Below are 13,828 nucleotides of genomic sequence, written 5' to 3'. Positions count from 1 at the left end.
ACAGCTTGCAGGCGCCCACCAATAGGCGCAGCTATTGCGCCGCTCCGCAATAGCTTTATCAAATGGCATAATTCTAGATATTCCCATGGACGCGGCGAATTAGTGACGAAAATGACAAGAGATGATCAGTTCCCAGACTGTTCTGATGAACCGTCTTCAGCAGGTCAGCCCCAAGGCCAGGCAGCCCCTGCCAGCCCTGAGTTAACGGGTGGAGCGGGCTTCACCTTTGAAGATGGCGTAGTTGCTGTCTACGCCGTGGCGCTTTTGGGAGAAACAACTGCAGCGGGTCTGCCTGGCCGTATTGTCAAAAAAATTTCAGTTCAGCAAGGGGCGTTGGGCCACCCCTTGGATGATCTGATCGTCGATGCTAAAGGAGCTGATGATGTGCATATGCGCCTCAGCCTTCAAGTCAAACGGAAGCTGATTATCAGCGGCGCAAAAACCAATCCTGATTTCAGAGAAACAATCCAGCGCGCTCATCTGACTGTGGTATCTGCCGGGTTCCGCAAAGGGCTTGATCGTGTGGGGGCGATCGTTAACGAAATCACAGACGCCAACAAGCGTGTGTTCGAGACGCTTTGTGAGTGGGCACGTGCTGATGCTGAGACGGCGAGTTTTGTAAACAAAGTGATGACTGAGGGGATTGCCGGCGAAAAAAAGAAACAGTTCCAGGTTGTAAGGGGGCTCCTTGGAGAATTGGTTGAAGAAGAGATGTTGGATTCAGCCACTCACTGTTTGCTCTCGCACTTTGTTCTGATGCGGTTCGAGATGCTCCACGAGGGATCCACTACCGAAGCCAATGCGGTGGTACGTCTTGCCGGTAGCCTTAATCCTGCTGAGCATTTTCGTGTAGATGATTTGTGGAGGCGCCTGCTTGCGTTGGTGCGCATTTCGGAGGGAGTGGCCGCTTCGTTTGATCGAAAAACTCTGATAGCGAGGCTGAACGGTGCGTTTCGACTGAGGGCCGCGCCTTCTCTTCGAATTGCAACGTCGCGCATTGCAGAAGAGTCGAGCCTGGCTGCCTCAGAAATTATCAATACCATTGCGGGGGTAAGTATCCCGCGGGAGCGTTTTGTTCAGCAGAGCCGCGTAGCCTTGGAACGAGGCGCTTTCGTTCTGATCGGTGGTCTGCCTGGGGCAGGTAAGTCCGTTGTGCTAAGGGCTCTCGTTGAGGACGCGCTATTAGCAGGGCCTGCTCTTTTTCTTAAAGCGGACCGCATCAGTGGTGCGTCGTGGGCGCAGTACGCTGTCGCCAGCGGCATTGGAAACCATGCGCTGGAAGATCTGCTGGTCGAGCTTTCTGCAGTAGGTACGGCGACTTTGTTTATCGACGGTATTGATCGAGTTGAGGTGGGAGGGCGTCGAGTTTTACTGGACCTTTTCAACACCATCCTCGCATCACCCCTGTTGAGTTCCTGGAAAGTGGTTGCCACTGTTAGAGATACTGGCATGGAGCCGGTGCGAACCTGGCTGCCGAGGGCGCTATTCGACAGAGGGGTTCAGGTGGTTGATGTTGACGAATTCGACGATGACGAAGCCCACTTATTAGCTAGCGCTCAACCTGCTCTTAGGTCGCTGCTTTTCGGCAGTGAGCAAGTTAAAGCGATCGTCCGCCGTCCATTTTTTGCTGGCATTCTCATTATGAGAAATAGCGCAGACGAGAGCTCTCCTCGGTCCGAGGTTGAGCTCGCTACGACATGGTGGACGGATGGTGGGTACGGCGCCGAAGCTGCGCGTGCTGGCCAACGACGCAAGGCACTGGTGCAGCTTGCGCGTGCAGGAGCAAGCAAACTTGGTCGATCCATACCTTCGCTTGATCTCGATCCGCAAGCGCTTGCCGAGCTTGAGGCCGATGGCATCGTGCGACCTGTCCGTGCTGGTCAAACAGTGCGATTCGTCCATGATATTTACTTTGAATGGGCGTTTCTTCAGTACCTCATTTCGAAGGAAGGGGATTGGGTAACCGTCATTCAGGAAGTTGGAGAGCCACCTGTTCTGGGGCGGGTGGTGGAGCTGTTATCTCAGTCGGAACTGCAGGATGGCGAGGCCTGGGAAACCTATCTACACCAGTTGGAAGCAACAGAGGGCATCCGATCACAGTGGTTGCGGGCCTGGATGCTGGGGCCTTTTGGACTTCCTACGTTCGCAACGCATCAAGCGGCCTATAGCAGGGTGTTGCTTGCAGATGAGGCTCAAAGAGTTACGAAACTAGCGGTCTGGTTTCAAGCCGAAAAGACCAAGCCCAATCCCATGGCCTTCAATATGGAGCTGTTCCCGGATCTGGATATGACTGATCGGCTACTGGCAGCTGATCTGATGGCATTCCCGTCTGATTTCAGTTCGTGGCGCTGCTTCTGTCGGTGGTTGATGGATGTTGTGGATAATCTTCCTGCTTCGATTCGTCCAGATTTAACCTCCGTTTTCGAAGTATGGCAAAACGCTTTATTGCATGTGCCAAATGTTGTGTCTGCAGCCATCATCTCCCAAGTGGACGCCTGGCTTGCTGATGTTGAGATTTACAATCACTCACGACAACAACTTGCGGAAGATAGTGCTTGGGAGTGCCTGAAGCGTGATGAGGCGAGAGAACTCGAGTCGAGGCTGCGCAAAATGCTTCTGCAAGCAAGCAAAACCTATCCCGAGTTCGCGAGAAAATATTTGAGTCGTTGGGAAGCAGAAGATGACGATGAGATACCGGCAGCAGTCAGTAATGCGGTTTTCTCATTTGCGCCAAAACTAAGTGTCATTTGCCCTAATCAACTGGCTGCTTTTACGTTACGAGTTCTGCTCGAACCTCTACCTGATGAAGTCTTACGCCGTTCTGCTGAGTCTGGCGAATACTGGAGGGCCGGGCATACTGCTCATGACTGGCGGACGTTATGTATTGCTGACCACCGTAGTTTTTTCCCGAGCGCACCGACTAGAGAGCCGTTCCACTCGCTGTTTTCCATGGCGCCAGCGTCAGCTTTGGCGTTAGTCGGTCAACTTATAAATCATGCCACGCAGGCGTGGCGTCAACTTCAGTGCTTGCCCCATGAGGAACGTCGTACTCCTATCCCCGTTTCACTTAGCTTTCCCTGGGGAGATCGAGTTTTTTGGGGAACAGAGCAAGAGTACGCATTGGTAAAAGGTGGGACAGGGTCGTACGTTTTAGGTACAGCGTTGATGGCGCTTGAGGCATGGGCTTTCAGGCGGCTGGGGGCTGGAGAAGCTGTTGATGATATTCTCAAAGATGTTTTGGCGGAACATAACAGCGTTGCTGTGTTAGCTATTGCGGTGGCAATTGTTCTTGAAAGTCAACACTTCTCCGAATGTAGTTTTCCTCTTTTGGCAAATCAACGGCTCTGGTACTGGGATATTCAGTCAAAGGTGTCTGGGGGCGCTAATCTATTCGGGTTCCGAACGGAGAGTAGAGAGCACGCTAAGGCTGTGAAAGCGATGAACGCCCGACCATGCCGTAAGAGAGAACTGCGGTCATTTGCTTCTGCGAACGTGCTCAGTGAGAGCGAATTGAGTCTGCGTCTTTCCAAGGCCATCACAGCGTTTACTACAGAGCTACCATTTGACTATAAGGAGGATCGTTCGAACTCAGTTATGGTGGACCGATTAAAGCGCACAGCAGGGCTCTGGGCTGAACTAGGAAAGGTAGAGAACTATACTGCCAACTTTAGTGAAGACGGTTCTGCGATTGTCGTGCAACATGTCAATCCAAAGGCGAAGGACGCCGAGTTCGAATCGCTCAACCGTGAGTACTCGGAAATGACAGGGCGTTTAGGGCTGCTCCATTGGGTAGATAAGTTTTTAGAGAATCGCCAGAACAATGCTATGGGTGTTGAGCAGGCCATAGCACGGGCAAAACAGATGGATTCGGAGACTTTATTTGCCGCCGCCGCATACTACACATCTACTGAGTTTCAACAGCAAGGTGCCGTAGCCGGTGTAGCAGCTGTGCTCCTGATACAGGGGCAGGCAGATGCTGACGACCTAGACTGGGCAATCAGTGTTTGTTCTCGAGTTCTCCATATGCCCACGTCTATGATGGGCTTATCCAGAAGCTCGAAACTGCTCCACCATCCTGTGCTCTATACCGTTCACGCCTTAGGTGCGCTACTGCAGGATCCATCGTTCCATGATGACGCTCGGGGCTGGCTTATCAATCTCATGGCTCACCCGTTTGAAGAAATAGGAATTGAGGCTTCGAGGGCAATGTTACGTGCTAACGAAGGGTGTTCAGGCAGCGCATGGCTGGCATTGAGTCTAGCCATGTCATTCTCGATAATCAGACCTCCACACGACAGGAATCCGGAAGACCAGGCTCGCTATCAGGCAGAGATTAAGTCTGCTATTGATGATGCTCTTCAACAAATAGATTCGAATGTGTCTGCAGCTTTGCCGGAGATGCCTCCTGCTTGGTTAAAGCTTGATGTGCCAAGGGTTAGACGAGTTCCTACATTCAGCCTACTCAACACAGAGCCTCGCACAGTAACCGTAGAATGGGAGTTCCCGCCTATTGAGCCGGATACCGAATGGCTTTCAAAGGTGCTTGAGCTCGCCCCGATTTCGGCATTCATGGCTGATACCGTGACAAGGGATTTGCTTCTAACGTGGTGTGATTCGCTCGTCCTCTGGACCTGTGAGCGCCTTTGTCCCGACTGGTCACGTGGTGCAGGCCGTCAAGATTTTAAGGCGAAATCTCACGGTTATTTCGAATGGCGAAACGCTTTGTATCTATTCCTTGCTCGTATCTCGATGATTCTTGATCCTGAGGTGAGTTATCGTCGCTTTATCGCCCCGGTGGTGGGGAAGGATGACGAAACGTTCTGTACGCTGCTGCAGTGTTATGTTGATTACTTAGTCAAAAAAATCAGGAGTGAGCCAACTGTTCAGACAACTGCATTACTGTTACTTGAGAAAATCGTTTCTCGGATTCTAGAGTGCGCAGATTGGAAGAGTGCGGTGTGGAGTGACGGACGCTTACGCTGTTCGGAGCTTGAACAAATAATTAGGGCTCTCTTCTCTATCGATATCAAGAATTCACAAAATGCATCCAAGTTTAGTAATAGCGATTTGAGCGGTATTGCGCCTATTCTGGCGTTAACTGACCCTTTATTGGCCCATCATGGAAAAATACCTTTAGTAGCCTCCTTGTTTGTGAACCGCTGCGAGCGGAATTTTGACACTTATCCTATTGAGCATTTTGTGACTCACCTTGGCCATGTGCTCGGTCGAACCGATGGGATGCCACCCGGTTGGCGTGGAACAACGCTTCCAGCGAGGCTAGCGGGCCTGATTCAGCGATTTTCAGAGCGGACTCAACCTATTCCTGCGTCTGTGGCGCAGATGCTACTAAGTGGATTGGATACGCTGGTAGATCTAGGGGATCGGCGAGCCGCTGCTGTTCAGATTAGTGAGGTATTCAAGGATGTTAGGTCAGGCTAACTATGGGGGGTGGTTAGCTTTGATTCATCCTTCACGCCCATGGCCTCAACATTACTTGTAAACGCCATCCCGTGTTATGAGGGACTTTCTCAAGCTGATACCACGCGTGTCGGTAGTTGATGGCAAGATGGATTCGTTCCTCTACCTGCGTCCGAGTCTCACCCTCAATGAACCGCTTCATGATCACCCCCGATACGATCTAGACGATGAGAAGGTTAGACAATCACTAGCGTTTTCACACAGCCTGGACCCAATCCGGACGTTCGTCGGTTTAGGCTCCAATGGCAGGGGCGAGAGGACGAAGACCCCAGCTTTTGTCCGAGAGCACCCAGTTCGAAGTGGACAGCCGACCGTATCGGGTTGCGCGTCTGCAATAGGCTAAAAGTCGTCGATTGGTGTCTCGCCGTCTTCCGCAAAACATCGAACACGGCTTTCCCCTATACAATGGAGGCATCGTGCCGACATCCCGCGCCCGACCGCATAATCGACAACAACCCCTACGCGAGCGCATATGTCCAAGTCCCTAGTCGAATTCAAACGCTTCTTGGTCAAGTCGGCCCCGAATCTATCCGAATACGAGAAAAAACTAGCCAACCTGATAGTGGGCGGTTTCCAGGAAATCGCGGCGGTCGGGTCAGCCGGAGGCCGGCGCGGGAAAGTCTTGGCAAAACTGATCGTCGAAAAGGGGGAGGCAGCGCCTCCGGCGCTCGAAATCGCGGTCGACGAAGTGGACGCCGACGAAAGCGAGATCGTCCGGCTAACCAAGGTGGAAGTCGAGCACTTTCGTGGTTTCTCCGACAAGCATACTTTCGAATTCAAGAATCCGTACACCTTCGTCTATGGACCGAACGGGACGGGAAAGTCGAGTCTATGCGAGGCACTCGAATACGGATTGCTCGCATCGATCCACGAAGCGGACTCGAAGCGTATCCCTGTCTCGGACTACATCAGGAACGCCACATCTAGGAGGTCGGCGAAACCTGTTCTGTATGGAGATACCGCCAAGGAGAAAGGAGTCGAAGTAAAAGCGGCCCCCCGAAGTTTCGAATTCTGCTTCATCGAAAAGAACCGGATCGACGGATTCGCGAGAGTGGCGGCCAATACCCCGGTCGCCCAGCAGGCGCGGTTGGCGGCGCTGTTCGGCTTGGAAGAGTTCAACACGTTCGCTACGCAGTTCAACGATAGCCTCGACACTTACTTGGCCGAGTTAGTTGGAAAGAATGGGAGGGATCTCGCGGAACGGGAGAAGGTCCTCGCCGGACACAAGGCAACCCTCGAAGGCCTCCCGGAAAAAGCCAAAGCCGCTGAAACGCGAGGCGCTGCGCTGCTATTGAAATATCCGCAGTGCAAGAACCTCGAGGAAATCAAGGCCGTCCTAATCGGCCCCGAAAGCAATGGTGGCAAGCAAAAGGAGAACAACACCGAAATCGGCCGCCTGCAGAACCTTAAAACGGCCACCGAACCCGGAACAGACGTTATCCTTACCAGCGTCTACGAACTACTCCGACTCATCAAAGATAAGGCGGAATCGGAAGCGTTCCTCAACCAGTACAAGGACCAACTTTCTCTTCGGGACCTTTACGCCGCGATCCAGGGGAACCGCGAAAAGTTTGAGAACGAGTGCCCCGCGTGCGCCTCCGAACTCTACCGAGACGGACGACTCGTAGTTCCGGTCGATCCGTACAGCAATGCGGAGGAAAAGCTGAAGTACTTCGACGCCGCCCTGAGGGCCGAAGAACGGATCAAGGAAATCCGAGAGGCACTCGATCTCGGCTGGCGGGACTTGATTTCAACAATCGCCAAGCTTCCGGCGTCCGCCACGGCAGTCGGGTTCGCCAAAGCGCCCGAGGTTGGCTCGTTCAGCGCTGAGGCTTCCAACGCTAAGGACGCGGCGGGCATCGAGACCTTCCTCCGAGCCGTGCCAGCAATGCGCGACCTCTTACAGGAGCTGAAGGACGCGACCGCCACACATAACGGAAAGGTCGAACAATCCAAAGTCGCGATCAGGAAGCTCGAGGACGATAACCTCGCGATCACCAAGGACCTCGAGGAAATAGTGGCCATCTCGACCCTCGGCGCTGCGAACGCGAAGAGCGAGAAGGAGGCGACGCAGGCTATCCAGAAGTTCAAACAAGAGAACGAAGATCTCATTAGGGAGGCGGAAGCCGAGAAACAAGGGGTCGCGAGAAGCTGGAGCTACAGCATCTCTTACGACTCGCTCCGCCAGAAACTCCTGGCCTACAACGCCGGACTGCCCTTGGCTTTGGCAGCGGATCTCAACGAGAAGACCCTCAAGTTTTACAACGAGATCAACAAGAACGACCACCCTTCCGACAGGCTCAAATCCCTGAAGTTGCCGACTGCCGCCGGGGAGAGGATAGAGATTGAGTTCGAGAACGGGGACAAGTGTGACGCGCTCCAAGTACTAAGCGAAGGTCACATTCGGTGCCTCGGGCTCGCGATCCTGTTGGCGAAGATCACCAGGGACTGCCTCCCGTTCCTGATATTCGACGATGTCGTGAACTCGATCGACGATGAGCACCGGGGCGCGATCATCGACCTCATATTGAATCCAGAAGAGGTCGGCAAGAGGCAACTCATCGTCACGACCCACGGTGAGGATTTCGTGAAGCGCCTCGAGAACGCCGTGCCGATGAAAAAGTACAATGAAACGGTGACCCGGATCGACTTCCTCGTACCGTTCATCGCAAAGAAGATCACCGTGAAGCTCGACTCGCCCCGCCACTACCTCACGGTGGCGACCCGCAGCTACGAAGAAGGGCGTATTCGCGACTCCCTGAGTTACATCCGGAAGGCCTTCGAAGAAGAGCTAAACCGTCTCTGGAAGAAGATTGCAAGTAAGAATTTGCAGGCGCAGATCAGTGTTGGAATGAGGGGGCCGGGAGACCCTGACCTTATGAGCTTGGCGACGGGGCTCCACAAGTTCCTCGGCGGGAAGGACGTGGCCGTTTTCCAGGAAGTCGTGCCGCACCTGGGTGAGATACTTGGATACCGCGATAAGCACAAAGTCGAGTGGAATTGCCTGAACAAAGGGACCCATGAAGGGGATCGGGCGGAAGAGTTCGATGCAGTTATCGTTCGGCGCATGCTTGAGACCGTCATCAAGCTTGACCAGGCGATCGAGGCCCCGCAGGCCTGATGGTGGGACAATGCGCCGATGGAGCGTGTGTTCCGCAACTTGGAAACTGAATGGATACCGACCGTGGGCTACATGACAGCTCAAGAGGCGCACCGCGACATCAGTCATTACCTGGTGCATCGGTACAATTGGGTTAGACCGCACCAATTCAACAACGGACTGGCCCCATCTCAGGCCGAGAAAAAACTTAGTGTTGTGTCCGGGATTAGTTGACCACTACAGATTGATGATTGAAATAAATACCCAACCAGCAGACAGCAGGGAAGCACGTTAAAATGAATTTAAAAGAATTACTAGTTGATGCCCGCACGAGTCTGCAGGATGGATCAGTCAACGCGGCGGAGTTCGCAAAAGATCTGAAGGTATTAAAGAAATTCAGCTTTTGGGCCGGGGGAGAAGGAGAGCCCCAGCTTTGGGAGCATCAGCGGGCCGCAATCAGTACCATTGTTGCCTATCTTAATGGTGACAAAGTAGTGCCCGAATGGCCTTCTCAAAAAGAAGCCGCGCTGCTCAAACTTCCTACCGGAACTGGCAAGTCTGGAGTAATAGCTGTCCTGGCCCGATGTATCCCCAAAATTCGTCGTGTGCTTATTTTGACCCCGCGTACTGCCCTAACTGAGCAACTCATCGCGGATATCCGCTTTCGTTTTTGGCAGCATATGGGGCTACATGCTAACGGTTCTGAATTGTTTGTAGGGAGCGTGGAGTCAACCGGAGTACCACTAGAGAATACATCCATCCGACAGTTGCTTCCAAGCAATGTCTCCAAAATAGTGCAACATTTGAATCATGATACGACTGACCGGGCTGTTATCGTAGGCACTCACCAAGCGCTCGCTGCTATTCGCAATACCTCTCTTGCTCTCGAAGATCCAAACTCTGAAAGTTGTGGCGCTCTGCTTAAGCTAGTAGCGCAGTTTGATCTCGTTGTTGTTGATGAAGGCCACTACGAACCGGCGATATCATGGTCTCACGGCGTCCGAGAATTAAATATTCCTACAGTGCTATTGAGTGCAACACCATACCGCAATGACTACAAGTCATTCTGCGTACGTGGGCGCTATGTTTTTAACATGCCTTATCAGGAAGCGTTGGATCGACGGGTGATTCGTCCAGTAGATCTTGTCATGCCGAGGATGGCCGATGTCGCGGAAGACGTTCAGCCCGCAGTAAGCCGGTTTGTCGAGATGCTTAAACAAGAGTTACCTGAAAGATTGAGGGAAGCCGAAAGGTGGTTTCGAGAAGGTGTGGTTCCGAAAGTAATTGTACGAGCTAATGATCTAGAGACGCTCACCTTGCTTCAAGCAGAAATAAATCGTGTGTTTGAAACTCGCGCCGTGGTTATCCACGATAGGGCAAAAGAGTTGGCGGGGAATCTGGATTGTTTCTCGCAGGTTTCGTCAGCGCAGCGTGTTCGGCCGGATGCTGTTTACTGGATACACCAAAACAAGCTTATGGAAGGGATCGACGATCCTGCTTTCGTTGCGATAGCTATCTTCGACCTGATGGGAAGTGCGAGGCAACTAGTGCAACAAATCGGCAGGGCCACAAGGTACTCATCGGACGCACCTGGTTCGCAACAGACTGGCTGGGTTCTGGGCTCCTCAGCGAATGCTGCCAGGATTCACGCATCATGGGAGGGATATCAGGCATATGAAGATTATGCAAAGCGAAACGCCGCACACATTGTCAGCAATGAAGTCGCACTGCCTGATCGCCTGCTCGAATATATGGCCGAGTACCAATACATTAATGGAGAGTTTCGAAAGCGTTTTGGAATTGAACAACCGTTAACTATTTCCGACATCCAGTTGCCACGTACTGCGGTAGTTCTAAAGTCTGAAGAGCCCCTTGCCGATATCCGGCTTCTAGATACGGCGATCAAGGAGGAAATTATGGATAAGGATCGCTTCAAGATAACCCCCATAGCGAACATGCCAGCCGAATCGTTTGGGTTTTCATATTATGCGTGGCGTACCTCTCCGTATCTAGTTGGCCGTTTTTTCTCCGAGTGGAAATTGGGTATTTTTATAGCCGTAAAACAGGGCGATTTAATTTTCATGCACGACACAGAAGGTCTTGTTGTTGATCTAGTTGGCTTGAAGCTCAAGCGCGTTAGCAGGGCGCAAATGGAAAGGACGTTCCCTTCAAATGAAGAGGGGAGTAATTCGCGCCTTTCAAGGATGTCATTCTCTTCGCTCGATATGTCGCAGCATGCTATTCGAGGAATGGCAATGCGAACACGGTCCTTTGCAGACGTGTTTACGGATTTACTTGACCCGTCTTTAGTGCCTTCAACTGCTGCAGGCTTTGTTAATGGTAGTGCTCGCTACGTTGGTTTCGCGCGCTCGCGATTGCGCGATGCATCCGAGCGTTATGTATCGCTAGCCGGTTTTATACAGTGGACATCGGATATTGCACAGGAGTTGGGTAACGAAGATCAACAGCGCAGCCGAGTGTTTGAACGGTATGCCGTGGTGGTTGAGAGTGTGGACGAACAAGAAGCGCAGCCGGTTTCTGTTTTGCTCGATCCTTCGTTAGGTAGTATGCAAGGCGACGAATCGGATGGCGCGGCTTGGGTGCTTCAAGAGGGCGTCGATTACTTTGATTTGTGCGCAGATGTGACTCCAGGGACGGGCGAATTTATAGTCAAAATTGGCGAAGAGGATGTGCGTTGCAAGGTTGAGTTCGTTCCCGGGACTCGAAAGTACCGGCTTACCAGTGACAGGCTGAACGAGCTTGTCCGTGCGCCGGAAGGTGACGACCGTGCGCAGCAACGGACGTGGGTGCAGCGGCTTAATAAAGAGCAGGCATTTCGCATACTTATTCAGCGCCCGGGCGTAGTGTATTCCGAAGGCACCTTTTATGAACCGCGCAATCGCTGGATTCTCGAAGATGAATCCAAACCTATCCTCGACTATATTCACTCCTCGACATCACTCGGCGAGATAATCTCCGAAAAGGGGGAGAATTTCCATGCGGATAAATTGGCGTGGCATCGGCAGTCTATCTTTGGACTCTTCTCCGCAACGTGTGATGCACAACGTGCAGCTGCCGGCATCGATGACGATGAATTGACAACGGCTATTGAGTCTATCCCTTTGTGGTTCTGCGACGACGACGGCCGAGAGGTTGCTGATTTTATTGGCGTTGATACAGTCAATAAAAAAATAGTGTTAGTTCACGCTAAGGTCGGTAAGCAGGATGCAGACGGTCGAGGCTTCAATGTTGGGGGGTTGCAGGACGTTGGGCGCCAGGCACTCGCTAGCTTAGGATTTATATCGCGTGGACAGCCGTCACCTATTTGGACGCCGCAGCGATGGGGGACACCTGTTCAGGCAAACACTGTCACCCTAACTGATGTGAGCCGTATCTTTCGCAATCCCGATCAACTCCCCGTTGAGCAGTTGAACGAAATTCTGAGCACCTCTTGTCGGAATCCTTCGTTTAATAAAGAAGTTTGGATTGTCGGCGCGAAGATGGCCCGAAAGTCGGCCCTTGAAGAAGGACTGGCTCAAGTTTCGCTAACCAACCGGCTTCGCCAGTTTTTGATGCATTGGGACTCGATGCAGACGGCTTGTGCTCGAGCGAACACTCGCTTGAGATTTTTTTGTTGAACTCAAACATCTGGTGCAGGGATAACGCGCATGTCGAAAGCTGTCTTGGGACTTTTTGATAATGAAGACGAGTTGCGTGACTATCTGGCGAAGGATCTAACGATCATCGAGCCGGAGCTTGTGCTAATTGGTACGAACTTCATTGTCGATAATCCGATTGGTTCGGGCGGTGCTTTCGATATCTTGGCCAGAGACCGCTTTGGCAACTTCGTGATTATTGAGATCAAACGCAGTGAACAGGCTGCACGGCACGCTTTGCATGAGCTGAGCAAATACATCGCGCTGTTCATGGAGGACCAGAAAGTCGATAGCCACAGAATTCGCTGCTTCGTGGTGTCCACCCACTGGCGAGAACTGGATGTGCCTCTGTCGTTCTTCCAAGATCTCTGTCCCGTGCAGGTTAAGGGGTTCGAAGTCAAAGCGCATAACCAGACAGTCATCGTTCAGGAACGGCCCTTGCCGCAGGTGAGCCTAGAATCCCGCTTGTCACCCGACATGCGGTTCTCTTTCTTCGACTCTCCAGAAAGTCAGCGGGGGTATTGTGATGATCTTCACTTGGCCTTGCGCGATGTCCCGCACGTACGTGCGGCGCTGATAGTCATGGAGCCCATTGCTGAGCGTGAGCGCATGTCGCTGCTGTGCGCCTGGCGGGTGCCCGATCTGGTCATGGACGATGTGAAAGAGCGGATCTTCAATCCTGAGTTTGAGGAAGAGCACTATTTGTTCCCAGGATGGGAGCTTGAGACAGATTTGTGTGATTGGCTAGAAGATCAGAGCAGCAAAGCCGGTGTGGTTTTGGGCTCAGACTCGCGAGCAACCCCGGAGAAAGTCGAAAACTACAAGGCGCATCACCGTTACATTCAGCTCGTCAAACTAGGCGACTGGCCCCGTAATGACCTTGTGAATAATCTAGCGGAGGTCATGCGATGCCTAGAGGCCAAGGACGTCAGTGGCAAATCGAACCGGGCGAACCGGCATCATTTCACCAAGACCTCCAGCAAATCCGCTGGCAAAGCTTGGGATTATGCATCAGGAGCCTTTGAAGCATTCATCGGGCATAACCCATTCTGGTTGTCGATGTATCGGCAGATGGCCTCAGAAATTCCAGAGGAGGCAACTGTTCAGTTCGCAGGCTTTGACATGCGGCATTTCTACTATGCCGTGCACCAAGGTGTTGAATATCACCAAGCGGAGCTGTCAATGTTTAGCATCACTATCACCGGAAGTGATCTACATACCACGGCTGTCGGTGGCTGGATTTGGGATGGGTTGACCCGGCCGCAGAATGCACGCGCCAACATCGAACAGACGTACGGTAATCTCGCAACTTTATGGGTGCTTCTTCATAGTGCAGTGGATCAGGAGAGGTACGAGTCAGTGTACGAACAACATGGGTTCTTTCCTTATGTTCTCGTCAACGATCTGACGAATAAGTCGACCAAATTGTACGGTCCGGATAATGCACCGTCCCATGGCAGCATATCACTGAGCCTAAGGGCGTTCGTAGCAGCTAACCCTGAATACTGCGATGAGGTCTCGCAGTGTTTAGAGCCTATCCCGCGTAATTTTGCCAGCGTGAGTTGAACCTGCTGAAGTCGATACCTATCTTGGG

4 protein-coding genes and 1 pseudogene are annotated in these 13,828 nt (G+C 52.4%); all 5 read left to right on the top strand.

The features are described 5' to 3' along the window. Positions 1–102: 102 nt before the first annotated feature. The 5 genes and pseudogenes from BXA01_RS05400 to BXA01_RS05380 all read left to right on the top strand — a co-directional run bounded on the left by BXA01_RS05400 (position 103) and on the right by BXA01_RS05380 (position 13,800). Positions 103–5,439: a hypothetical protein gene (locus tag BXA01_RS05400; protein ID WP_157115953.1), complete on the top strand. Its 5,337-nt coding sequence runs from the start codon at positions 103–105 to the stop codon at positions 5,437–5,439. A 511-nt stretch (positions 5,440–5,950) separates the two neighbouring features. Beyond that, positions 5,951–8,599 carry an AAA family ATPase gene (locus BXA01_RS05395; RefSeq protein WP_076563504.1) on the top strand — a complete coding sequence of 883 codons (2,649 nt, stop codon included), beginning with the start codon at positions 5,951–5,953 and terminating at the stop codon, positions 8,597–8,599. Positions 8,600–8,602: 3 nt separating this feature from the next. Further along, a pseudogene (locus BXA01_RS05390) lies at positions 8,603–8,812 on the top strand (integrase core domain-containing protein); the annotation flags it as partial. Between the two features lie 62 nt (positions 8,813–8,874). Next, positions 8,875–12,216: a DEAD/DEAH box helicase gene (locus tag BXA01_RS05385; RefSeq protein ID WP_076563502.1), complete on the top strand. Its 3,342-nt coding sequence runs from the start codon at positions 8,875–8,877 to the stop codon at positions 12,214–12,216. Positions 12,217–12,246: 30 nt separating this feature from the next. Then, the gene (locus tag BXA01_RS05380; RefSeq protein ID WP_076563501.1) at positions 12,247–13,800 is read left to right on the top strand and encodes an endonuclease NucS domain-containing protein; all 1,554 of its coding nucleotides are present in this window, start codon (positions 12,247–12,249) and stop codon (positions 13,798–13,800) included. Positions 13,801–13,828 lie beyond the last annotated feature (28 nt).

It is taken from the genome of Pseudomonas sp. B10, from assembly GCF_900156235.1.
Classification (GTDB): Bacteria; Pseudomonadota; Gammaproteobacteria; order Pseudomonadales; family Pseudomonadaceae; genus Aquipseudomonas; species Aquipseudomonas siliginis.
The sequence above is the reverse complement of the archived record's forward strand: the minus strand, read 5'-3'. Positions and strand labels throughout refer to the sequence as shown.